This is a genomic window from Dongia rigui (genome assembly GCF_034044635.1).
In the GTDB taxonomy this organism is placed as follows: domain Bacteria; phylum Pseudomonadota; class Alphaproteobacteria; order Dongiales; family Dongiaceae; genus Dongia; species Dongia rigui.
Genome location: NZ_JAXCLX010000001.1, coordinates 622,143 through 645,323 on the forward strand (window position 1 = coordinate 622,143; position 23,181 = coordinate 645,323).

22 protein-coding genes are annotated in these 23,181 nt (G+C 62.3%); 5 read left to right on the forward strand and 17 right to left on the reverse strand.

Annotated features, from left to right (window positions below; genetic code table 11):
• Positions 1 to 7 precede the first annotated feature (7 nt).
• Entirely contained in the window at positions 8 to 3,409 is a 3,402-nt protein-coding gene (locus tag SMD31_RS02855; protein WP_320499192.1) for a PAS domain S-box protein, read from the forward strand.
• Positions 3,406 to 3,951 carry a response regulator gene (locus SMD31_RS02860; protein ID WP_320499193.1) on the forward strand — a complete coding sequence of 182 codons (546 nt, stop codon included), beginning with the start codon at positions 3,406 to 3,408 and terminating at the stop codon, positions 3,949 to 3,951. The genes SMD31_RS02855 and SMD31_RS02860 overlap by 4 nt, the downstream gene beginning before the upstream one ends.
• On the opposite strand, the gene SMD31_RS02865 is transcribed toward SMD31_RS02860, so the two are convergent.
• The 10 genes from SMD31_RS02865 to SMD31_RS02910 form a co-directional block, all read right to left on the reverse strand.
• Positions 3,952 to 6,276: a sensor histidine kinase gene (locus SMD31_RS02865; RefSeq protein WP_320499195.1), complete on the reverse strand. Its 2,325-nt coding sequence runs from the start codon at positions 6,274 to 6,276 to the stop codon at positions 3,952 to 3,954.
• A gap of 108 nt (positions 6,277 to 6,384) precedes the next feature.
• Positions 6,385 to 7,677: an adenosylhomocysteinase gene (gene ahcY, locus SMD31_RS02870; protein ID WP_320499197.1), complete on the reverse strand. Its 1,293-nt coding sequence runs from the start codon at positions 7,675 to 7,677 to the stop codon at positions 6,385 to 6,387.
• Positions 7,678 to 7,807: 130 nt separating this feature from the next.
• On the reverse strand, positions 7,808 to 8,464 hold the full coding sequence (locus tag SMD31_RS02875; RefSeq protein ID WP_320499200.1) for a DUF2459 domain-containing protein: 657 nt from the start codon (positions 8,462 to 8,464) through the stop codon (positions 7,808 to 7,810).
• A gap of 10 nt (positions 8,465 to 8,474) precedes the next feature.
• Positions 8,475 to 10,292: a phosphoenolpyruvate--protein phosphotransferase gene (gene ptsP, locus SMD31_RS02880; RefSeq protein ID WP_320499201.1), complete on the reverse strand. Its 1,818-nt coding sequence runs from the start codon at positions 10,290 to 10,292 to the stop codon at positions 8,475 to 8,477.
• Positions 10,282 to 10,557 carry an HPr family phosphocarrier protein gene (locus tag SMD31_RS02885; protein WP_320499202.1) on the reverse strand — a complete coding sequence of 92 codons (276 nt, stop codon included), beginning with the start codon at positions 10,555 to 10,557 and terminating at the stop codon, positions 10,282 to 10,284. Before SMD31_RS02885 ends, ptsP begins: the two co-directional genes overlap by 11 nt.
• 13 nt (positions 10,558 to 10,570) lie before the next feature.
• Positions 10,571 to 10,993 (reverse strand): PTS sugar transporter subunit IIA, encoded by a 423-nt coding sequence (locus SMD31_RS02890; protein WP_320499204.1) that lies wholly within the window; start codon positions 10,991 to 10,993, stop codon positions 10,571 to 10,573.
• A gap of 43 nt (positions 10,994 to 11,036) precedes the next feature.
• Positions 11,037 to 11,963 (reverse strand): RNase adapter RapZ, encoded by a 927-nt coding sequence (rapZ, locus tag SMD31_RS02895; protein ID WP_320499205.1) that lies wholly within the window; start codon positions 11,961 to 11,963, stop codon positions 11,037 to 11,039.
• A 17-nt stretch (positions 11,964 to 11,980) separates the two neighbouring features.
• On the reverse strand, positions 11,981 to 12,442 hold the full coding sequence (locus SMD31_RS02900) for an HPr kinase/phosphorylase (RefSeq protein ID WP_320499206.1): 462 nt from the start codon (positions 12,440 to 12,442) through the stop codon (positions 11,981 to 11,983).
• A gap of 7 nt (positions 12,443 to 12,449) precedes the next feature.
• Positions 12,450 to 14,288 carry a stimulus-sensing domain-containing protein gene (locus SMD31_RS02905; protein WP_320499207.1) on the reverse strand — a complete coding sequence of 613 codons (1,839 nt, stop codon included), beginning with the start codon at positions 14,286 to 14,288 and terminating at the stop codon, positions 12,450 to 12,452.
• Between the two features lie 24 nt (positions 14,289 to 14,312).
• On the reverse strand, positions 14,313 to 15,008 hold the full coding sequence (locus SMD31_RS02910; protein ID WP_320499209.1) for a response regulator transcription factor: 696 nt from the start codon (positions 15,006 to 15,008) through the stop codon (positions 14,313 to 14,315).
• 222 nt (positions 15,009 to 15,230) lie between these two features.
• On the opposite strand from SMD31_RS02910, the gene SMD31_RS02915 reads away from it, so the two are divergent.
• Positions 15,231 to 15,644, forward strand: a complete 414-nt coding sequence (locus tag SMD31_RS02915) for a pyridoxamine 5'-phosphate oxidase family protein (protein ID WP_320499210.1) — start codon at positions 15,231 to 15,233, stop codon at positions 15,642 to 15,644.
• Here the strand turns inward: SMD31_RS02915 and SMD31_RS02920 are convergent.
• Both SMD31_RS02920 and SMD31_RS02925 read right to left on the reverse strand, forming a co-directional pair.
• Positions 15,637 to 15,915, reverse strand: a complete 279-nt coding sequence (locus SMD31_RS02920) for a hypothetical protein (protein WP_320499212.1) — start codon at positions 15,913 to 15,915, stop codon at positions 15,637 to 15,639. The genes SMD31_RS02915 and SMD31_RS02920 overlap by 8 nt on opposite strands.
• A gap of 108 nt (positions 15,916 to 16,023) precedes the next feature.
• Positions 16,024 to 16,728 carry a corrinoid protein gene (locus SMD31_RS02925; RefSeq protein WP_320499214.1) on the reverse strand — a complete coding sequence of 235 codons (705 nt, stop codon included), beginning with the start codon at positions 16,726 to 16,728 and terminating at the stop codon, positions 16,024 to 16,026.
• Positions 16,729 to 17,078: 350 nt separating this feature from the next.
• Between SMD31_RS02925 and hutH the strand changes: the two genes are divergently transcribed.
• Positions 17,079 to 18,605, forward strand: coding sequence for a histidine ammonia-lyase (gene hutH, locus SMD31_RS02930; RefSeq protein ID WP_320499215.1), 1,527 nt, complete (start codon positions 17,079 to 17,081; stop codon positions 18,603 to 18,605).
• A gap of 5 nt (positions 18,606 to 18,610) precedes the next feature.
• Here the strand turns inward: hutH and SMD31_RS02935 are convergent, their stop codons facing one another.
• The 3 genes from SMD31_RS02935 to SMD31_RS02945 all read right to left on the reverse strand — a co-directional run bounded on the left by SMD31_RS02935 (position 18,611) and on the right by SMD31_RS02945 (position 20,696).
• A complete protein-coding gene (locus SMD31_RS02935) occupies positions 18,611 to 19,108 on the reverse strand; it encodes a PAS domain-containing protein (protein ID WP_320499217.1) in 498 nt (165 codons plus the stop codon).
• Between the two features lie 108 nt (positions 19,109 to 19,216).
• A complete protein-coding gene (locus SMD31_RS02940; protein WP_320499218.1) occupies positions 19,217 to 19,825 on the reverse strand; it encodes a 2-hydroxychromene-2-carboxylate isomerase in 609 nt (202 codons plus the stop codon).
• Between the two features lie 88 nt (positions 19,826 to 19,913).
• Positions 19,914 to 20,696, reverse strand: a complete 783-nt coding sequence (locus tag SMD31_RS02945) for a 2-keto-4-pentenoate hydratase (protein ID WP_320499220.1) — start codon at positions 20,694 to 20,696, stop codon at positions 19,914 to 19,916.
• Positions 20,697 to 20,734: 38 nt separating this feature from the next.
• On the opposite strand from SMD31_RS02945, the gene SMD31_RS02950 reads away from it, so the two are divergent.
• Complete coding sequence (locus SMD31_RS02950; RefSeq protein WP_320499222.1) at positions 20,735 to 21,589, forward strand: class I SAM-dependent methyltransferase; 855 nt, start codon at positions 20,735 to 20,737, stop codon at positions 21,587 to 21,589.
• A 50-nt stretch (positions 21,590 to 21,639) separates the two neighbouring features.
• Here the strand turns inward: SMD31_RS02950 and SMD31_RS02955 are convergent, their stop codons facing one another.
• Both SMD31_RS02955 and SMD31_RS02960 read right to left on the reverse strand, forming a co-directional pair.
• Positions 21,640 to 21,882: a hypothetical protein gene (locus tag SMD31_RS02955; RefSeq protein WP_320499224.1), complete on the reverse strand. Its 243-nt coding sequence runs from the start codon at positions 21,880 to 21,882 to the stop codon at positions 21,640 to 21,642.
• Positions 21,883 to 21,892: 10 nt separating this feature from the next.
• Positions 21,893 to 23,164 carry a hypothetical protein gene (locus SMD31_RS02960; RefSeq protein ID WP_320499225.1) on the reverse strand — a complete coding sequence of 424 codons (1,272 nt, stop codon included), beginning with the start codon at positions 23,162 to 23,164 and terminating at the stop codon, positions 21,893 to 21,895.
• Positions 23,165 to 23,181: the final 17 nt, after the last annotated feature.

A 23,181-nucleotide genomic window follows, 5' to 3' on the forward strand; every position in this document is an offset into this window, starting at 1 on the left:
TGCGGCGGTGACGCCAGCGCCCACAGCCGCCACCCAGCGCGACACCGTAGCGCCGATCACTGCGGCCTTCCTGGCCGAACTCGCCCGTTTGCCGGCGGTGCAGGAGGGCGATCTGGAGGCCGTTGCGGCCTTGGCCTGCAAGCGGGCGCTCGATCTGGTCGATGCTCGCTATCTCAGCGTCTGGATGCTCGATGCCGACCGCGCGCAAATTCGCAGCATCGTGCGCTACGACGCCGAAACCGGGCAGCGATCGCAGGATCTGGCACTGCCTATCGGCAGCGTGGCTGCCGAGCTGGCGGCACTCCAGCAGACCACCCAGATCGTCAGCGACGATGCGCTGGCGGACCCGCGCTTCATCGGCGTTCACGACAGCTATTTGCGCGAAACCGGCGTCATCTCGCTGCTGGAACATGTCATTCGCGTCGGCGGCACCGATGTCGGCCTGCTCAGCTTTGAGCGCACGGCACAGACCACGCCGTGGCAACCCACCGACCTCGCCCTCGCCCGGGGCATCTGCAGCTACCTGGCTCTTGCCGCTGCCAACCGGCAACGCATCGAATTGGAAAAGCAATCGGCGGGCAATGCCGCCCTTCAGGCAGCAATCCTGGAGAATGCGGCTTATGCCGTGATCGCCTCCGATATCAACGGCACCATCACCTTCTTCAATCGTGCCGCCGAACAGATGCTGGGCTATCGCTCGGAAGAAGTCGTCAACAAGACCACGCCCATTCTGTTCCACGACCCGGTCGAAGTGGAGCAGCGCGCGGCGCAGCTCTCCAGCGACCCCGCTATGCGCATCCAGCCAGGTTTCAGCGTCTTTACCGCCAAGACTTTGGCCGGCGAGAGAAACGAAGAGGAATGGACCTATGTGCGCCGCGACGGCAGTCGCTTTACGGCGCTGCTGTCCATGACCGCCATTCGCGGGCCGGACGGTGCCATCAACGGCTTTCTCGGCATGGCATCCGACATCACCGAACGCAAGCTGGTCTCGTCCCGCCTGCAGCAATCCGAGGAGATGCTCTCTCGCGTGTTGCTGCAATCGCCCGATTCAATTCTGATCACGGCCCTTGCCGATGGCCGCATTCTCGACGTCAACCCGGGCTTCGAACAGATTACCGGCTATAGCCGCCAGGAAGCCATCGGCCGGACGACGGTCGATCTCAATATCTGGGTCGATCTTGATGAACGTGACGACATGCTGGGCCAAGTTCGCACCCAAGGTGAAGTACGTTCCATGCCGATCCGCATCTCGCGGCGTGGGCAAGAAGTTCGGTACTGCGTCCTCTGGGGTCGAACGTTCGAATACAATGGCGTCGCCGCGCTCCTGACGTCGGTTCATGACGTCACCAGCATCAAGGAAGCCGAGCAACGCGCCCGCACCGCCCAGAACATGCTGCAGGCGGTTCTCGACACCGTCCCGGCCCATGTTTTCTGGAAGGACCGGAACTCTGTCTATCTTGGCTGCAACCGACAATTCGCCGTCGACAACGGTTTCGCCTCCGCGGCCGAGGTGATCGGCACCACGGATTACAGCCAGTTGCGGCGATCATCGCCCGCGGCATTGGCCGAGATCGGCAAGGTCATCGAGGCGGATCGCCAGATCATCGCCGGCAAGCAAGCGACCACACCACGGACGGTGCCCTTCGTGATGCCGGACGACTCGCTGCGCTGGATGAGCGTGGTCAAGCGCCCGCTCCTCGACGACAATGGCGATGTCATCGGCATTCTGGGCGTACAGCACGACATCACCGAGATGATCGAGAACGAGCGGGTGGCAAAGAACGCGCAGCACATGTTGCAGCAGGTTCTCGACACCATTCCCTCCTATGTCTTCTGGAAGGATCGCCAGTCGCGATATCTCGGTAGCAACCGGCTGTTTGCCCAGGACGCCGGATTTGCGGACCCATCCGGAATCGTCGGCAAATCGGATTCGGAACTGCCCTGGTCGGATCATGCCGATCTGTTCGTCGAGGAAGATCGCGAAGTGCTGGCGGGGACTCCCTTGCTTGAAAGGGTCAAGAAGTTCCCCGACCCGCAAGGCAACCAGCGCTGGATCCGGACAGAGAAATTGCCGCTGCTCGACGCCGGTGGTGATTTGATCGGTGTCCTGGGCGTTCAGCACGACATCACCGAGCAGCTCCGGAGCGAGGAGCAATTGCGCGCCAGCGAGGAAAAGCTGCGCTCCCTCTTCGCCTTGAGCCCGCTCGGCATCAACCTTCAGGACATGAATGGCCGTTACATCGATGCCAACGATGCCTTCCTGCAGATCGTCGGCTACAGCCACGCCGAACTGCTGGGCATGACATGCTACGACCTCATGCCGCCGGCCTTTCTCGAAGACGAACCGGAACGGCTACGCCGGCTGCATGAAACCGGGCTGATACCGGCCTATGAGAAATCCTATTACCGAAAGGATGGCAGCGAAGTCTCGGTCTCCACCGCGACCGTGCTCGTGGCCGGCCCCGAGGGGCAGGATTTCAAATGGACCATCGTCGAAGATATTACCATCCGTCTTGAGGCCCGCGAAGCGCAACGCAAGCTCAATGACGAATTGGAACGGCTGGTGGCGGAAAGGACGGCGGAACTGCAAGCCGCGATCGAAGGTCTCATGCGGGCCGAAAAACTGGCCTCGCTCGGCAGTCTGGTGGCCGGCGTCGCCCATGAAATCAGCACGCCGGTCGGCAATGCCAGCCTTGCCACGTCAACCCTGGTGGGTGCCATCAGCGATTTCGAGGCGGAACTGGCCGGCAAGCTGAGCAGAAACTCTCTCGACGGCTTCGTGCGGCAGGTCAAGCTCGGCGTCGACATCGCCAACCGCAACATCGAACGTGTCGCCGGCCTCATTCAGAGCTTCAAGCAGGTCGCCGTCGACCAGACCAGTTCGCAGCGGCGGCATTTCCAGATGACCGAGATTGTCGATGAAATCCTCACCACGATGCATCCCAGCCTGAAGCGCGCCGGGGTTGCCACGGAGGTATCGGTCGAGCCCGCCTTGATGCTGGATTCCTACCCAGGACCGCTGGGCCAGGTTCTGACCAACCTCATCAACAACGCCATTCTGCATGGCTTTCCCAAAGGCGATCCCAACGCGCTGCCGGCTGGGGCAAGACGCATCGGCATCAAGGCGCAGGCGGTGGATGCGCAGATGATCCGCCTGGAGGTGAGAGACAACGGCGTGGGTATTCCCGCTGCCGCCCTCGGCCGGATCTTCGACCCCTTCTATACCTCGAAGCTCGGACAGGGCGGCAGCGGCCTCGGGCTTCATATCGTCCACAACATCGTCACCGATGTGCTGGCGGGCAGCGTATCCGTCGAGAGCGATGTTGGGACCGGCACAGCCTTTGTCATCACCTTGCCGCAGACAACGCCGCAAGCCACCGCTGCCACGGATCAGGAAGACAAGGCATGACCATGCACCAAGCGGCCCCGCTTGCGGCCGAGGAGCCGGCGCGCTGGGTTCTGCTGCGCCCGACATCCCAGGCAGATGACGATTTGGTCGATTTCGCCGACGCCGACGATGCCGACATGCTGGCAATGCAGCCGTGGTCCATTCTCATCGTTGACGATGACAGCGAGGTGCACCGCGCTGTTGAACTGGCCCTGATGGGCGTTCGCGTGGCTGCGCGGCCCCTCAACCTCATGCACTGCCTGTCGGCGGCCGAGGCGCGCAAGCGCTTGGCCGAGCGACCAGGCGGTATCGATCTTGTCCTGCTGGACGTGGTCATGGAAACGGCCGATGCGGGCCTCGCCCTGCTCGAAGACATGCGCGCGGCACCTGCCACGCAATCCCTGCCAGTGCTGCTCCACACCGGCCAGCCAGGACAAGCGCCAGAACGCTTGATCCGCGCGCGTTATGATATCAGCGGATATCTGCCCAAGACGACGGTCACGCGCCAGGGGCTCATCAAGGCACTCGAAACGATCCTGGTAGACCGGCAGCCCATCGACTGACTAGGCGGTTGCGGGTGCCTGCAGCGGCAGGGCGCACACGATGCGCCGGCCTTGCGGCCCGGCTTCAGTCACCAAACGTCCGCCATGCATTTCAATGAGTGTGCGCGCCAGGGCCACGCCGAGACCGCGGGTCGAACTGCGCGCCTGGGAAGAATCGGAATCGGGGCCGACATCGACCCCGAAATCATCCTGTGCCCCTTGCACGGCGACGCTGATGTCAAGGCTCTCGCCCCGCCTCTCGGCTCTGACCATGACGGTGCGGCCGCCGGGTGCAGCACCAATGGCAGCGCTGAGCAGATTGCCCAAAGCCTGCTTCAACCGCTGCGGATCGGCGCTGATGATGCCGACATCGGCATCGACCTCGATCAGCAGTTCGATATTGCGGCTGCGCGCCCGTTGCTGGAAAAGGCGGGCGATCGATTCGGTCAACTGGCGGATATCCACCTTGGCCGGCTCCAGATGGATATAGCCGGCCTCGATCGCCGCCACGTCGATGACATCGCCGATCATCAGGATGAGATTCTGCGCGGAATCCAGGATGGCCGATGAGTATTCCAGCTGCCGCTCGTTCATCTCGCCGAAATACTGGCGCGACAATAGTTCCGCATAGCCGATGATCGCGTTGAGCGGCGTGCGGAATTCATAGGAGACATTGGCGATGAACTCGGACTTCAACCGATCAGCCGCCACCAGCGCCTCGTTGCGCTCGGTCAGCGCGCGCTCCATGTTGATGCTGTCGGTGACGTCCGTGTACTTAAACAGCCGGCCGCCATCGGCCAGCGGAATGGCGGCGATATCGATGATCTTGCCGTCGATGCGCTCCAGGCGCCAGTTCTTCACCTCGCGCTCGCCAATATTCGAGACGATGCGGCGGCGCAACTCGTCCCAGTTCGACCGGCTCTCAAAGAACGGCTTCACCGCCTCGACGATCTGGCGCACATGCGGTTCGCCCTCAACCTCCTTGTCGGTGAGATTCCAAAGGCGCACGAAGGCTGGATTGTAGAGTTTGAGGCGCGCATCGCCGCCAAACACGGCAATGCCTTCATAGAGGTGGTCGATGGTCTCCTTCTGCACCTCGATGAGCGTGTTGTAGTTCCGCTCCAGTGCCAGCTTGTCGGTCACGTCCTCGAAAGTCAGGATGACGCCGCCAAAGGGGTGCGGCGATGCCAACATGCGATAGGTGGCGCCCGACGGCACATGCATCAGGTCCTCGAACGGCGCGATCACCGACATCACCTGCCGGCTCCACTCCTGCTTGAAGGAGCGGAAATCGGCTTGCTCGGGGATCTGGCGCCGCTCGCGCAGCATGTCCAGCACCTGGTCGACATTCGGTTCCATGCGCAGGAAGCCGGCATCGAGGTTGAACATCTCGCGGAAGGCGGTGTTGAAGAACTTCACGCGCTTGTCGGGGCCGAAGATGACGATGCCGGTGCCCAACGCCTGCAGCACGTCGTCATGCGCCGCAATATGGCGGGCGAGTTCGGCATGGCTTTCTTCGAGCTGCGTCTGGTCCAGCGCGAAGCCGATGACGGAACCATCCGGCAACGGCACTTCGGTGAGGTCATAGAGGCGACGCTGCCCCTTCACCACCAATTGCTGGCTTTCCGATTGTGCCAACCCCACACGCTGCGCCCGCTTGGCCAGCGCTTTGGCTGCCGGATTGATCTCGCGCCCCTCGCTGATGATGCGCTCGACCGACAGGTCGTGAATATGCGCAAAGGCGGGGTTGCACCAGGCGATGGCCAATTCCGATCCGCGACGCCACACCGGGTATGGCAGTTGCTCAAGAAGTTGCGCCAGCGATGCCGCCGTCTTCAGCGCGTGCGCGGATGCCTGTTCCAGCGGATCGACCACATCGCTGATATCGCTGAGCCACAAATGGCAGGTCTCGCCGCTGCGAACACCGCTCCAGCGCAGCCGGATGCCGGGGGCTGGTGCCGGCATGAAGGAAAAGCTGCGGCCATCTCTTTCGAGCAGCATGATCGCGTTCAGCAATTCCGCCTGGTCGGTCGGCTTCAGCGCCGCGACCAGGTCGGCGCGGGTGCAATCACCCTCGGTCGGCAGCTTCAGCCACGCCCTTGCCTGCGGATCAACAGCGGCGCGCCCGCCTTTTGCCCAGGAAACATGCGCTACCGGCGCCGTTGCCCATTCGGCCTCAGCGGCGAGCAGCACGCGTTCGCGTTCGGCGACGGCATTCCGGGCCACCGACAATTCGGCTTGCAGTGATTTCTTGTCCTGGGCGAGTCGCCAAGCGAAGCCGGTGGCTGCTGCCAAAGCGGCGCCCAACAATCCCACGCTCGTCCAGAGAAGCAGCGAGTCGCCCATAGGCCAGCACTCTACGGGCGCCGGAATCGCGTGACAAGCTTGGTTGAAAAGAAAAGGGCGCCCGGCAATGGCCGGACGCCCCAATCTTTCGTGCCGCTTATCGCAGCATCAATAGCGGTAATGTTCCGGCTTGAACGGACCGGACTGGGCAACGCCCAGATAGGCCGCCTGCTTGTCGCTGAGCTTGGTGAGCTTGGCGCCGACCTTCTCGAGATGCAGGAAAGCGACCTTCTCGTCGAGGTGCTTGGGCAGCACATAGACTTCGTTCTTGTAGGATTTGTGGTTGTTCCACAATTCGATCTGCGCCAGCACCTGGTTGGTGAAGCTCGCGGACATGACGAAGCTGGGGTGACCCGTGGCGCAGCCGAGATTGACCAGGCGGCCTTCAGCCAGCACCAGGATGCGACGGCCGGTCGGGAATTCGACCTCGTCCACCTGCGGCTTCACATTGTGCCACTTGAAGTTACGCAGGCCCGCAATCTGGATCTCGCTGTCGAAGTGACCGATGTTGCAGACGATGGCACGGTCCTTCATCTCGCGCATATGGTCGACCGTGATGACGTCGACGCAGCCGGTGGCCGTGACGAAGATATCGCCGCGGGTCGCCGCATCTTCCATCGTCGTCACTTCATAGCCTTCCATCGCGGCCTGCAACGCGCAGATCGGATCGGCTTCGGTCACCAGCACGCGGCAGCCGGCATGACGCAGGCTCTCGGCCGAGCCCTTGCCCACATCGCCGAAACCGGCAACGACGGCGACCTTGCCGGCCATCATCACGTCGGTGGCGCGGCGGATGGCGTCGACCAGGCTTTCGCGGCAGCCATACTTGTTGTCGAACTTCGACTTGGTGACGCTGTCATTGACGTTGATCGCCGGAACTTTGAGCGAGCCGTCCTTCTGCATCTGATAAAGGCGATGCACACCCGTCGTGGTCTCTTCCGAGATGCCTTTGATCTCTTTCAGCATCTCGGGATACTTGTCGTGCATGATCTGGGTGAGGTCGCCACCGTCATCCAGAATCATGTTCGGCTTCCAGCCACCGGGGCCCGTGATGGTGGCCTCGATGCACCACCAGAACTCTTCTTCCGACATGCCCTTCCAGGCGAAAACGGGGATGCCTTTAGCGGCGATCGCGGCTGCGGCATGGTCCTGGGTCGAGAAGATGTTGCAGGACGACCAGCGCACTTCGGCACCGAGGTCGACCAGCGTCTCGATGAGGACGGCGGTTTGGATGGTCATGTGGAGACAGCCGGCGATGCGGGCGCCTTTGAGCGGCTGCTTCTTGCCGAATTCGGCGCGCAGCGACATGAGGCCCGGCATTTCGGTCTCGGCGATGGCGATCTCCTTGCGACCCCATTCGGCGAGGCTGAAGTCTTTGACCTTGTAATCATTGGCGGCCATAGCGGCGTCTCCATCAGATAAAGATTTATTTATATGGCGCCGTATAGCAGGACCGAGGCGACCGGGCAAGCGCTGGTTTGCAACGCCACCAATTTCTGGTCAAACAATTGAACCATATGGGGAATAAGGCCTAATTTGAGTGCAATAATCCCATGATCTGGAACGAGAAGGGCGACCACAGCGCCATCCCCTGTCCACTCTGTTTCAGGGCGTCGGCCGTCCAGACATTGCAGGTGCGGAACAGCGAGTAGACACCCCGGGCGCTGTAAAACCCATCGTTCGGGCCGTAACCAGGCAGATCTTCGCGCTGCGGCGGTCCGCCCAGGGTGGCATCGACAAAGGCATAGAGGGCATCACGACCAGCCTCATCGCTGGCCACGCTGCGGCAGTTGTCCCGTCCTGATGGGTCGCCGGCATAGCTCACGTGAAGGACGGCACTGTCCTGCCAGAACAGCGCCCGTAAGACTGGGCCGGGGCGAATGTCGGACCATTCCTTGGTCGCCGCATAGAAACTCTTGGCGCCCCAACCGAGAGCGACATGGCTGGCGCCAGTCACGTCTCCTGCGAAATCGGTGGGCGGAAAGAAATCGAACCAATCACGCCCCTGCCCCGCCGCAGGCAGAACGAGGTCCACATGGACACCATTATCGCAAGCGTAGAAGAGGTAACTTCTGGGCCCAGCCTGTCGAAGTTCAGCACCGGGAATTGTACCGAGAAGGATGGCCGACAGAAAATAGAACAGTCCCAGTCCCAGAAATGCCAGCAGAAGGCGCCGGGCGAGACGCATCCGCTGCGCCCTAGACCGCCAATGCGTTGAAGTCGTCGAGCAGCATGGCGATACGGCCTGTATCCCACTGATCCATGATCAGCCTGGCGCAACGGGTCGCTGCGAGATAGTCGATGTTGCGGATGCGCTGCTTCACACGCGGCAGGTTGACCGGCGCCATGGAGAGATCCTGGATGCCGAGGCCCAGCAACAGCGGCACGAATTTGGGATCGCCGGCGATCTCGCCGCAGACACTGATGGGAATGCGCGCCCGCAAGGCCGCTTCGGTCGCGAACTGAATGAGACGCAGCACGGCCGGGTGCAGCGGATTGTAGAGATGCGCCACCTGCTCCTCGCCGCGATCGATGGCGAGTGTGTATTGCGTGAGGTCGTTGGAGCCCACAGCAAAGAAATCGGAGACCTGGGCCAGGGCATCGGCCGCAAGCGCCGCACCCGGCACCTCGATCATGACGCCCACGGGCGGCAGCGGGTCCGCCATCTTGATGCCGCGCCGCTTCAGGCGCTTGGCAACCTGCAAGACGATTTCGCGGACCTGTTTCACTTCGGACAGCGACGAGATCATGGGCAGCAGGATGCGCACGGGACCAAAGGCGCTGGTGCGCAGGATCGCGGCAATCTGCGCCTCAAGCAGAGGGCGTTCCTGCAGCCCCAAGCGGATGGCGCGCAGACCCAAGGCCGGATTGGCGGTGTCGCCCAGCCTGTCGCGCAAGGACGGCGCCAGCTTGTCGCCCCCCACATCGAGCGTGCGAATGGTGACGGGCCGGCCCTCCATGCCTTCGACGATGGCGCGGTAGGCTTCGACCTGCTCATCCTCGGAGGGGAGATCGACCCGGTTCATATAGAGGAATTCCGAGCGCAATAACCCCACGCCCTCGGCACCGGCCGCCAAGGCCATGTCGAGTTCACGCGGCAATTCCAGATTGACCAGCATGCCGATGCGCTGGCCGTCACGTGTCACTGCCGGCAGCTTCTTGAGGCGCGAGAGAATCCGCTCGGTCTTTTCCAGTTCCAGCTGGCGGCGGTGGAATTCCTCGAGCCTGGCGGCGGTCGGGTTGATGAAGATGCGCCCGCCGGCACCGTCGACGATCACGGTGTCGCCGGTTCTCACGGCACTGGAAAGTCCGGCGAGGCCCAGCACCGCCGGCAGCGCCAACGACCGCGCCATGATGGCCGTGTGGCTCTCGGCGCCACCTAGCTCTGTGGCAAAGGCGTGAATGCGCTTGGGATCGAGCAGGGCCGTGTCGGCCGGCGTCAGTTCCTCGGCAATGACGATGGCGCCCTCGGGCAGGTGCTTGAAGGCCTCGAACGGCGTCTTGGTCAGATTGCGCAGCAACCGATCGCCGACCTCGCGCACATCCTTGGCGCGGGCAGAGAGATAGGGGTCATTGAGATGCTCGAAATCATGCGCGATCGCGTTGATCTCGGTCTGCACTGCCGCTTCGGCATTCTGCTGCTCGTCGGAGATGCGCTTTTCGACGCCGCGTACAATGCGCGAGCCCGACAGCATCTGCATATGCGCGTCGAGCAGGAACTCGAGTTCCTCCGCGGCGGCACCATGCAACTCGGCGCTCTTCTTCTTCAGTTTTCTGAGCTGGCGATCGGATTTCGCCAGCGCATCGCGAAAGCGTTCCAGCTCCGCGTCCACAGCCTCGGCAGAAATCTCATAATCCGGCACGTTGACGACGCCGATCTCGACCACATGGGCTTCGCCGATGGCGATGCCCGCCGAGACGCCAAGTCCTTCAAGCAGGACCTCGTGGCCGGCCGCTGACTTGTCCCTGGCGGTCTTGGGCGAACGACGCGACGGGCGCGGCGTTTCACTCTTCATCGAACTTGCGCTTGATGAGGTCGACCAGAGCGTCGACCGCGGCGCGCGCATCGGAACCCTGGGCGCGGATCTCCAGCTCGGTGCCGATGCTGGCGGCCAGCATCATCAGGCCCATGATGGAACCGCCGCTGACATCCATCTCGCCCTTGGCGACACGAATATCGGCGGTGAAGCTGCCGGCCGTCTTCACGAACTTGGCGGCAGCGCGGGCATGGAGGCCCTTCTGGTTGGAGATCTGGGCGCGGGCGGTGATCATATCGGTCATCGACGCCCCTCCCTCAGCATTCGCTGGCTTTAAGAAGCTGCGAAGCCACGTTGATATATTTGCGTCCCGCTTCCTGCGCCGCCGTCACGGCCCCCGTCAGCGGCAAGGTGCCCCGCACGCTGGCGAGCTTGATCAGCATCGGCAGGTTGACACCGGCCACAACCTCGACATTGGCCTTGTCGAGCGTCGAGATGGCGAGGTTCGACGGCGTGCCGCCGAACATGTCGGTCAGCAGGACGACGCCCTTTCCCTGGTCACATTGCGCGACGGCCTCGAGGATCTCGCGCCGGCGCAATTCCATGTCGTCTTCGGGGCCGATGCAGATGGCGACTGCCGCCTGCTGTTTGCCCACCACATGCTCGAGGGCAGCGAGAAATTCGGCGGCAAGATTGCCATGCGTCACGAGGACGATGCCGATTAACTGAGTCTGAACCACACACACCCCCAAATCAGATGACCTCGCTTGCGGCGCATGCCCCTCACTTGGCGGAGCGCCCCACATCGCGATGCCTGAGCGTGACCGACCGGCCCCGCTCCCTCAACCATTGCGCCAACCTGCCCGCCACGAAGACGGAGCGATGCCGGCCGCCGGTGCAGCCGATGGCGATGGTCAGATAGCTCTTTCCTTCGCCCTCATACCCCGGCAAGAGCGGCCACAATAAGGAAGTCAGGGCCGCAAAGAAACCGGGGAAAGCTGGATCTGCCGCAATGGCCTGCCCAACCGCCGCATCCTCTCCCGACAATGGCCTAAGCGACTGATTATAATACGGATTTTCCAAGAACCGAACGTCAAAGACCAAATCGGCCTCGCGCGGCAGGCCGTGCTTATAAGAGAATGACAGGACGGTAAGTGCCAGATCGGACTGTGCCGGCAGGCCGAAATGCCCGACAAGCATGGTCTTCAAATCGCCGATCGCGGTATCGCTGGTATCGAGAACAACATCCGCTTCGCCGCGGACCGGCCGCATCAATTGCCGCTCGCGCAGGATGCCATCGCCGACCGGCCGATCCTGCGCCAACGGATGGCGGCGACGCGTTTCGGTGTAACGCCGCTGCAGGACATCGTCGTCGCAATCGAGGAACACAAGACTCACGCGAAAGCGCTTGTCGGCCTTGAGCTGTGCCACCAGGGCAATGAAGCGGTCGCTGGAAAAACCGCTGGTGCGGGAGTCGAAGCCGAGCGCCACCGGCTTGTCCATCGCCGGCAGATTTGCCTGGCCAAGACCCGTTACCAGATGCGGCAGCAGATCGAGCGGCATGTTGTCGACCGCTTCATAGCCGATATCCTCAAGGCATTTGAGCGCGGTCGAACGGCCGGCACCGGCAAGCCCCGTCACAAGGACGATGTGCCGAGGTTCGGCGTCGCCCGCTGGCGTCACGATATCGGCTGTCCCTGGTTGCGGCATGAACGTCTCTCTAACACTCACTCACGTCCCAGAATATGGCTAGGGCCGCTGCGCACCGCAAGCCGCAGCTTAGCGGTTGCCGAGACGGCAAAGGGGTCTAGCTTCAGCAAAGGCGCATTGATGCCCAGATATTCAGCCGTTTCAGCCGCGGGCATGCGTTCGATGTCGCTGGCGCCGGCCATGTCGATCACCCAGGCGAGTGGCACAAATCGATCGACATGCGGAACAGCGACGAGACCCACGCCGCGCGCCTCGATGACACCCCTGAGTTCGGCAGGCATCGCTGTGGGAGCACCGATCAGCAGGCGGTCACCCTCTCGGCGCAGTTCGACCTGCTCGTCGCTGATGAGCCTCGCACCTTCGTCGATGAGGCGCAGCGCCAGATCCGAGCGACCGCTGCCGGAAGGTCCGCGGAGCAAGACGGCCTGGCTGTCGATTTCCACCGCCACCCCGTCGATGCGCTGGGATGCAGGCGTCACCACCATCTCAGGCCACCGGCAGAGTCACGGTGAAGCGAGCGCCGATGATGCGGCCGCCGGAGTCTTTCAGGTTGTCGGCCACCAGGGATCCGCCATAGGCCTCGACAATCTGCTTCGAGATCGAAAGACCGAGGCCGGAATGGGTCCCGAATTTCTCGCCTTTCGGCCGTTCGGAATAGAAGCGTTCGAAAATCGCCGCCAGTTTGTCCGGCGGGATGCCGGGGCCTTCGTCATCGACCGTGAGGACGACCTGCCGCCCGACGCGACGCGCGCCCAGCAGGATGGTGCCACTGGGTGGGCTAAAGGAAATGGCATTGGCGACCAGATTGCGCACCACCTGGCCAAGGCGCCCTTCCGTGCCCAGCACGGAGAGGTCGTCGTTCTCAGGCAACTGCGTGCGAATGACGGCTGCCTGCTCCCGGCCGGTCGCGGCATGGATATCGGCGACGGCCAGCACCAGTTCCCGCAGCTTGACCGGCGCCGCCTCGACACGCGACATCTCGGCATCGATGCGCGATGCGTCGGAAATGTCGCTGATCAGGCGATCGAGCCGCTGCACGTCATCAAGGATGATGCTCATCAGCTTTTTCTGCTGCTGCGGATCCTCGACGCGCGCCACGGTTTCGACGGCACTCCGGAGCGAGGTCAGCGGATTCTTGATTTCATGCGCCACGTCGGCAGCAAATCCCTCGATCGCATCCATGCGCCGCCAGACCGCTTCGGTCATGTCGCGCAGCGCACCGGACAGATCGCCGATCTCGTCGCTGCGTGCCGATAGATCCGGAATCGTCTTCTGCCGTCCCTTGTCACGCCGGACGCGATCGGCGGCATCCGCCAGGCGATGGATCGGCAACGCAATGGTGCTGGCGAGATAGAGCGAGAGCAGCACGGTGACGCCGAGGGCGATACCGGAAACACCCAGAATGGTCAGGCGCGTATCGCGCAAGGTTGCCTCGATGTCGTCGCCGGGCTTCGTCAGCAGCAGGGCCCCCAGCACCTGCCGATAGCGCTGCACCGGCACGGCGGCAGAGAGGATCATTTTGCCTTTGCCGGCATCGCGCACGAAGGTTGCGGCTTCACCATTGAGGGCCTTCACCACCTCATCGTAATCGGTGGCATTCTGGACGGCGGCTTCCTGATAGGGCTTCAGAATGCGGCCGCTGGGCAAGCGGTCGAAGACCCAGTCATAGGCGCCGGCGACCCATTTCCAGGCCAGACTCTCATTGGGATCGAGCGGCGGCAGCGGCGTGATCGTAACGATGCCGCCAGGGCCGGAGAGCAGGAATGAATCCGCGATCAAGATTCCGTCCGGCGTAAAAAGGCGTGCCCGCGTCTTCGACACGTCCACCAGCCGCCGGATGGTCTGGCGCGATGTTTCCGGCACCAGCTTTTCATCGCCCAAGGGACTGGTGGCGACACCGCTCGCCGCCAACGCGCCGGAGAAAAGCGACCCTTCGGTTTTGAGCAGTTCCAATTCGGATTGCAGCAGGCTGTCGCGATAGGTCGGCAGATAGAGCAGACCCAGGACCGGCACCAGCAGCGCCATGATGTTGAGGACCAGGATACGGCGGGTCAGCGGGGACTGCCACAGCGACCGGCGCGATGCCGGCAGGCGCTTCGACGTCATCTTCCCGCGCGTCTCGGGCGGCGGCGGCATCTCCGGCGCGACTTGCGGGCGTGCTTTGCGCAGTTGAGGCTCGTGACGTGCCGGTTCTTGTACGGGCACCGCTGCCCGGCGTGCCCAGAATCGCTTCTTGCCGGCGCTGTCTTGCGCCGCTGCGGCTTTCGATGACGACAGCGGCAAGCGCCAACGCTCGAGATCGTCGCCCCGCGTCGCCTCGCTCATCTCATGCGCCGATCACGCAGCATGTCAGCTTTCTTTGTAGCGATAGCCGACGCCATAGAGGGTCTCGATATGATTGAACTCGCCGATCACAGCCTTGAACTTCTTGCGCAGCCGCTTGATGTGGCTGTCGATGGTACGATCGTCGACATAGATGTTCTCGCCATAAGCGGAATCCATCAGCTGGTCGCGGCTCTTCACATGCCCGGGACGCTGCGCCAACGCCTTCAGCAGCAGGAACTCGGTGACGGTGAGCTCGATCGGCCGGCCGTCCCAGGTGCACAGATGCCGCGTCGGATCCATCATCAATGGCCCGCGCATCATCGCTGCCTCAGCCGTCTGCCCGGTCGCATTGCGGCTTTCCTCGCGGCGCAGGATGGACCGTATGCGCTCGATGAGCAGGCGTTGCGAGAACGGCTTCTTGATGTAATCGTCGGCACCCATGCGCAGACCCATCAACTCGTCCACCTCGTCGTCCTTGGAGGTGAGGAAGATGACCGGCAGTGAGGAGGTCTTGCGCAGCTTTTCCAGAAGTTCCATGCCGTCCATGCGTGGCATCTTGATATCGAGCACGGCAAGGTCGACCGGCTGCTGGGTCAGGCCACGCAAGGCCTCGGCCCCATCGCTATAGGTGCGCACGGCAAAGCCCTCGGCCTCCAGCGTGATCGTAACTGAGGTCAGGATGTTGCGGTCGTCATCAACCAGCGCAATGGTTTGCGGCACGGGATTCCCTCCTTGGCGGGCGAAGAAGTATAGAAGTCAGCGGACCTTGCCAAGATTGCCGCCAATCATGACAGAAATGGGGCGCAATCGGCACATTTGCTAGGCCAAGTGATTGCGCATACTGGATTCTGCGCCCAATCTTCCGCCCGTTCCAACAATTTGCCAAACGAGTCGTGATCCATGAACGAAGATATTGATCCAAAAGGGGAAATTAAACGGCTCATGCAGCTCCCCAAGGCCTCATTCGGGACACTGGCGCGGCGGGACGATACCACCTACCCGTCCGTGAGCCTCACCGTTCCGGCCCTGGATGGCGCCGGCATGCCGTTGCTGCTGCTCTCCGACCTCTCCGATCATGTGCGCAATCTCGGCAACAGCTCGAAGGCGTCGCTGCTGTTTGATGGAACTGGCGGCATCGATGAGCCGCTGACCGGCCCGCGGGTAACATTGCTGGGCGAGGTCACCGAGACGCGTGACCCGGCACATCGCGCTGCCTATCTCGCCGCACGCCCGGAGGCCGCCTTCTACGCCGACTTTAAGGACTTCCGCTTCTATCGCTTCACGGTCAACGAGGCGCTGCTGGTGGCTGGCTTTGGCCGCATACACCGTTTCATGGCCAACGAGTTGTTCAGCTAGCGAAGATTCCCAGTACCAAGAGACCGATGGCCGCCAGGCCAACGATCGGCACGATCAATGAAAGCGGTGTTAGGAGAATAGCGAGGGGGACATAAACCCATGCTGGCCATCCGCGCCGCTCCATTCCCCCGCTATAGAAATTGAATACTCCGCCGAGAATTTCGAACAACGCGTCAAATAGCGCTTCCACCATCAGCCTTACCGTCCAACTAACAACCTTGCCGATGCCCCTGAGAATGGGGTCGATCAAGTCACCCGCTGAATCGATCATTACGCGTATTTGGCCCGCCGCCTTTCTCTTTCAAGGGGCGCAAAACGAAAAACCCCGCCGCCCTGTCGGGCCGCGGGGTTTTCTTACTCCAGCGCTGTCGCGCCGGGATTACTTCTTGGCGAGAGCCGAACCCTGGCGCTTGGCCATGAAGGCCTTGGCGGTTTCGACGGCCACCGCGGCGTCGCGGCAATAAGCGTCAGCCCCGACGGAATTGGCGAAGGCTTCGTTGAGCGGCGCGCCGCCGACGAGGACGACATAGTCGTTGCGGATGCCCTTTTCGATCATCGCATCGACGACGACCTTCATGTAAGGCATCGTCGTGGTCAGCAGGGCCGACATGCCGAGAATGTCCGGCTGGTGCTCTTCGATGGCTTCGAGATACTTCTCGACCGGGTTGTTGATGCCAAGGTCGATCACTTCGAAGCCGGCGCCTTCCATCATCATCGAGACGAGGTTCTTGCCGATGTCGTGGATGTCGCCCTTCACGGTGCCGATCACCATCTTGCCGACCTTCGGCGCGCCGGTTTCGGCGAGCAGCGGACGCAGGATGTGCATGCCGGCCTTCATGGCGTTGGCGGCGAGCAGCACTTCGGGGACGAACAGGATGCCGTCGCGGAAGTCGACACCGACGATGCGCATGCCTTCGACCAGCGCCTTGGTCAGGATGTCGTAGGGCGTCCAGCCGCGCTTCAGGAAGATGTTGACGGCCGCTTCGATCTCTTCCTTGAGACCGTCATAGAGGTCGTCATGTACCTGCTGGACAAGCTCGTCGTCGTTCAGCGTGTTAAGGTCAAGATCGCCGTCATTGGCCATAGTCGCACCTTCGCCTTGGCATGTTGTTCAATGAGGATGGCGGCGATCATCCGCTGCGCATCCTAATCTCTCGTTAAGAACCGGCGACAAACTGCCCGCTCATTCGAAATTTCGCAACAGGCGTAACGGCTTTCAGGGCTTGCAGGCCGTGCCGCCGCGACACCCAGTATCCGCTCAGCGACAGGGTTTTCGCGCTAACGCGCCATTCCCCTGCGACCGATGGCCTGCACTCATCCATGCAGAAGAAGAATTCATGTCACCGGGATACCGGCCAGGGAAACGCCCACCAGGGGTGTTGCGAGTCGCGCGCTCAACTTGTATATACAAGCTTAGACAAGCAGGAGATTGCCATGACCGAGACCTTCACCCTTACCCCCGGCGCCTTGACGCTTCCCCTGCTGCGCCGGGTCTGGCGTGGCGGGGCGGGATTGGCGATCGATCCGGCGGCCTTTGCCGGCATCGACGCCTCGGCAGCCACGGTGCAGGCGATCCTCGACCAGCACAAGACGGCCTATGGCATCAATACCGGCTTCGGCAGCCTCGCCCATACGCGCATTCCCGATGACCAGGTGACCGAACTGCAGCGCCGCTTGGTGCTCTCACATGCGGCCGGCACCGGCGCGCCCTTCAGCGATGAGATCGTCCGGCTCATCATGATCCTCAAGATCAACGGCCTGGCGCGTGGCTTCTCCGGCATCCGTCGCGAGGTCATTGACGCCTTGGTGAAGTTGCTCAACGCCGAGGTCTATCCGCTCATTCCCTCCAAGGGTTCGGTGGGTGCCTCCGGCGATCTGGCGCCCCTTGCACACCTCTCGCAGGCATTGCTGGGCGTTGGCGCCGTGCGCCACCGCGGCGAGGTGATCGGGGCGGTCGAAGGTCTGCAGCGCGCCGGCCTCAAGCCGCTGACGCTTGCGGCAAAGGAAGGCCTGGCCCTTCTCAACGGCACGCAGGTTTCCACGGCCTTGGCAGCTGCCGGCCTCTTTGCCGCTGAGGACGTGTTCCTGGCAGCAATCGGTGTCGGCGCCATGACGACCGACGCGACATTGGGCAGCGACACGCCCTTCGACCCGCGCATCCACGCCGTGCGTGGGCAGATCGGCCAGATCGAGGTTGCCGAGGCGTTGAAGAACCTCATGGCCGGCAGCCCGTTGCGCGCCAGCCATGTCAATTGCGACCGCGTGCAGGATCCCTATTCGCTGCGCTGCCAGCCCCAGGTGATGGGTGCCGTGCTCGACATGCTGCGCCATGCCGCGTCGATCGTCGGTCGCGAGGTCAATGCCGTCAGCGACAATCCGCTGGTCTTCGCAAAGGAAGGTGACGTGCTCTCCGGCGGCAATTTCCATGCCGAACCGGTCGCCATGGCAGCCGATTGCATCGCCATCGCGGTCGCTGAGATCGGCGCCATTTCCGAGCGTCGTGTGGCGATGCTGACCGACGCACGTTTCAGCAATCTGCCGGCCTTCCTCGTGCCGGAACCCGGCCTCAATTCCGGCTTCATGATCGCCCATGTGACGGCAGCGGCGCTGGCCTCGGAAAACAAGTGCCTGGCACATCCGGCGAGCGTGGATTCGCTCCCCACCTCGGCCAATCAGGAAGATCACGTCTCGATGGCAACCCATGGCGCGCGGCGCCTCATCGACATGACCGACAACACGGCCGGCATCGTCGCCATCGAATTGCTCTGTGCCGCGCAGGGAATCGATTTGCGCCGGCCGGTCGAGACCAGCCAGCCTTTGCGGCGTGTCATGGAAAGCTTGCGCGCCAAGGTGGCCTTCTGGGACCATGACCGCGAAATGGCACCCGACATCGCCGCCGCCAAGGATGTCGTGAACTCGCCGGTCTTTGCCGAGATCACACCGCTCCGCGCGGTGCAATAAGACCGCTATCGCGTCGGCTTCACCGGCAGCACCTGATCCATCTCCGTCAAGGACAGGGTCAGGTGTTCGTAGGAGATGGCCTGGTCGACCCGCACCCCATCGCTGGAGAGCGGAAAGACGCCAACGCGATAGGGAATCTCGGCGTCGGCCGTGCGGAACCGGCAGGTCCCGGCGATGGGCTGCTTCTCGCGCACGATCTCGGCATAGATGGCCATCCAATCGGTGTCGCTTTCCGACTCAAACTGCAATTCGTCGAGATAGCGGCCGGTGTAGTCGAAGCCGGCGCTGAGCGCACAGGCGGTGCCGACGATACTGTATTTGACGCGCAACGGATCATGCTCGATCCGCGCCATGATGATCTGCGACAGTAAATCCTTGATCTCGGATGGATCGATATCGGCCCGTGCCGGCATCAGCCGTCCACGGCATTTCTCGCGCCAATAGGTATCAAGCCGCAGGAGGGGTGCCGAATTGAGGTCCGCAATCTGGGTGGCCCGAATCATCCGCTCCTGCCGCCTTCAACGCCATCCGCCCGCCACCCGGGGAACCACTATCCCTGACCGCGCATATCGGCGCAATGGCGTTCCCGCCCTGGTCATGATGGACATCCTTCAGGCGGCGTCTTTGCTCAGATGATGCTGCAGCAGGATCAGCCGGTCATTGCCCCAGAAGACCTCGCCGTCGACGACGAAGGTCGGCACCCCAAAGGCGCCGGCATCGACCGCGGCCGAGATGGTGCGCTGATGCAGCGCCACCGTCTCCTTGTCATCGATGAGCGCGACGAGGCGTTTGCCATCGAGCCCCGCCTCATCGGCAAGGCGCGCCAGTTCATGATCGCTCAGCACCTGTGCGCCACCGCCGAAGGCCGCATCGAACAACCGCCGCGAATAGGCTGCGACATCACCGACGCGCGCCGCTGCCACGGCCGCCATGTTGACGCGGCGCCAATCGATCGCCTTCCAGGCCGGCTCACGATAGGGAATCCCGTAAAAGGCCGCCCAGCGACCGGCATCTTCCGAGCGGTATTCCGGCAGATACTGGACCGAGACGGCGTCTTGCTTGAAAGGTGTCAGGCCCCGTGCACGCATCAGGTCTTCAGAGAGCAGCGGCCGCCAGCGAATGGCAATATGGCCGATCCCCTCAAGACGCGCCACCTGGCTCTGCGCCAGGTAACAATAGCGGCTGCCGATCGCATAATAGAAATCGACGATACGCGCCATGAGCGGTCGAGCCTCCCGGATTTGAGGACAGACAACACCCTGATCTTTGGCTGCCGCGACAGGAACGTCAAGAAGCTGCGCTACGCCCCTAGGTCAGGTTGACGGAAACCCGCCCGAGGCCTGGGAATTCCGCGACAATCGCATCGCCCGCGGCGATCGTCAGCGGCGTGATGCAGGTGCCGGTGGTGATGACGTCGCCGGCCTTGAGCGCGGGCCCACGCTTGGCGCGCTCATTGGCAAGCCAGGTCAACGCGACGCTCGGATCGCCCAGCGCGTTGGCGCCCGTCCCTTCCGCCGCGACCACACCGTTCTTGAAGACGCGCACCGGCTGGCTGGGCAGATCGCGCGTTGCCCAATCGGTGACCTTCGGCCCCAGCACGAACCAGGCGGCAAAGGCATCGTCGGCCGCGATCTGCGCCGGGCCGATCGTGTCGAAGGGTTCGAACCGCGCATCCGGAATCTCGATCGCCAGATAGAGATCGGCAACCGCCGCCCGTACTTCATCGACATCATAAGTGGCCGCACGCTGGGGCAGATCATCTCGCATGCGAAAGGCGAACTCGGCCTCGACCACCAGCATCTGCAAAGGCGCTGCCGGCAGGCTGGCACCGTCCGGCAATACAAAATCCTTGAACAATCGCCCGGCCAGGGGCTCGGTGACGCCGATATGCTTCTGCCCGGCGGCACTGGTGGCCGCAATCTTCCAGCCGAACATCGCTTGACCGGCGAGCCCCACCATCGCCGCCTGCACGGCATAGCCCTCGTCGAGCGTGGCCGGCTTGCACTCGGCCGGCAAGGCCGACAAACGCGCCTGCGCCAGGCGTTTGCGCCACAGAATGTCTGCTGCCTTGTCGATCGATGCCTGTTTCATGCTCTTCGGCCCCACTTCACCCCGATGCGAACAAGTATATGCTAGTTTCACATGCCCTCAATGGACAGCAGGTGATTGCCATGCTGGGAACGGACAAGCTGTTTGCCGGTTCGGTGCCGGAAAATTACGACCGCTATATGGTGCCGTTGATCTTCCAGCCATTCGCGGCAGATCTTGCAGAGCGGGCGGCGGCGTTGTCGCCAAAGGCCGTTCTCGAAACCGCCGTGGGCACCGGTGTCGTGACCCGCGCATTGGCGCCAAAACTGTCGCCGGATGCGACTTATGTCGCCACCGACCTTAACCCGCCGATGCTGGACTACGCTGCCTCGCAACAGCCGCCCGGCAGCCACATCACATGGCAGCAGGCGAATGCGCTGGAACTTCCGTTTGCGGACGCAACTTTTGACCTCGTCTGCTGCCAGTTCGGCGCAATGTTCTTCCCCGATCGCGTGGCCGCCTATCGCGAAGCCAGGCGCGTGTTGAAACCGGGCGGGCATTTCCTGTTCAACGTCTGGGACCGCATCGAGGAAAACATCTTTGCCAATGACGTGACGAAGGCACTGGCCGAGATGTTTCCGAACGATCCGCCACGTTTCCTGGCGCGCACGCCGCATGGCTATCACGACACATTGCTCATTCGCCGTGAACTGGAAGCAGCCGGCTTCTCTCGCGTGACGATCGAGACGAGAGCCGAGCAAAGCCGCGCCCCCTCCGCCCGCCTTGCAGCCCTTGCCTATTGCCACGGAACGCCGCTGCGCAACGAGATCGAAGCCAGAGACGCAGGCAAACTGGAAGCCGCCACCGACCACGCGGCATCTGCGCTTGCCGCGAAGCACGGCAACGGGGTGGTGGTCGCCAAGATCCAGGCCCATGTCATCGTGGCCACGGCCTAACCGTTGGACTGTCTCGCTCGAGGAATTGCGCCCCCAATCTTGGGGTGCACTCAAGGGCAAATTATCTTCACCGGCGTTCCGTCCTTGAGCCTGTAGATCTCGCGGCAATCGGCTGATGTATCGCTGGGGCGCACGCCGTAATCGACAGTATCCAGCAGTTCGCCAAAGGACGTCCAACCACTTTCATCCCAGTCCATGTTCGACCAAGACAAGCCTTTCCCAAAAGTCTCGCGGGCACCAATCGCTGCACCAATCAAACACAAGACAATTATCACCTTGCCGCCAGTACGCATCGGTCCACCGTCAATTATCGCCCAGCACCGACCATGGAGCGCTGGAAAATGGGGGCGCTGCTTGATCCGGATCTGCTTTGTACAAGGTATAGACGTTGCCATCGACTATCTTATTGTACACTAAGGCGTCTCGCAGGTCTTTCGGCGTCAGCGCCAGGCCCAGTGGGAAGCCGAGTTCTTCCAGACCGCTTTCGATGGGATCGGCACAGTTGGAAATTGCCCAGTTGTAGTTGTGCGCATCGCCGTATGACGCGATGTGATTCTTGAGGGCGGCCTTCTGATGTTTGTCGAGTTTCAGTGCGAAACCGGTGGCATCACGAAAGTTGTTTCGCTTCATATAATCGCCAAACCGCTCGGCAAACATGCCTTCCGGCCCCCATGAATATACGACACCGTCGACATTCATAGCCACATGACCAAAAGACGACTCGGCCCAGCCGGCCGGCTCAAAGAACAACACTTCAACTTTATCGATCTTCTCTGATTGAAGACGTTTCTTCTTCTCTTGATCACGTCGCGTACGCGCGTCGGAATGATTTCGCGCTACCGCCTCGTCGATGTCCAAGTCGTTGTCGTTGGCGGCCATGGCCGAGGCGTCGCCTTGCGCCTGGGCTTTTTCCGTTGCGAGTTTGCGGCGCAGGGCTTGCACTTCCGGGCTTTCCTTCGTGCCCTCGTTGGCGGCGTAGAAATAGCCGTCGTCATAGCCGCGATAGATGCCGGGGATGCCAAGTGGGATTTCGCTGCCATCGGGTGCGCGCGTTGCCTGTTGTAATTTGAGTTGAGTCTCCATCGGCAGCGGGTCGCCGTTATGCGCCAAGGCAGGATCAACACCAACGCGGGCGTAATGGAGGTTGAGCGCGTGGAAGTCGGGCCGGTTCTCAGCCGTGTCATGCGGGCGGCCAGCCGGGTGGGTGAGCGGTACCCTGGCGATGTCGACCAATTGCTCGACCGGTTTGGCGTCGGCGCCTAGATAGACGTCGATGGCGTCCTGCCCTTGCGCTTGGTTGGCGGCAACCTGTGGCGTGGTCCTGTAGAGCCGTCCACCAACGGCGAAATGCCGGTCGTCCTTCTGCCCCGTTTTCTGAAAGGCCTGCTGCGTCGCCCAGTCGGCCGGCTGGGCCGCGGTCCAACGGATGGGATCGATGCCCTGAGCATGGAGATCGGTGGCAAGATTTAGTTTTTCAGCGTAATCCGGCGAGCTTTTCGGACTCTTAAGTGGTTGTAATTCTTCGGTCTTTTTCGCAATAAATGAGCGAATAACCCTGGGAATCGGTCGCGGCATGCGGATATCTCCCACAG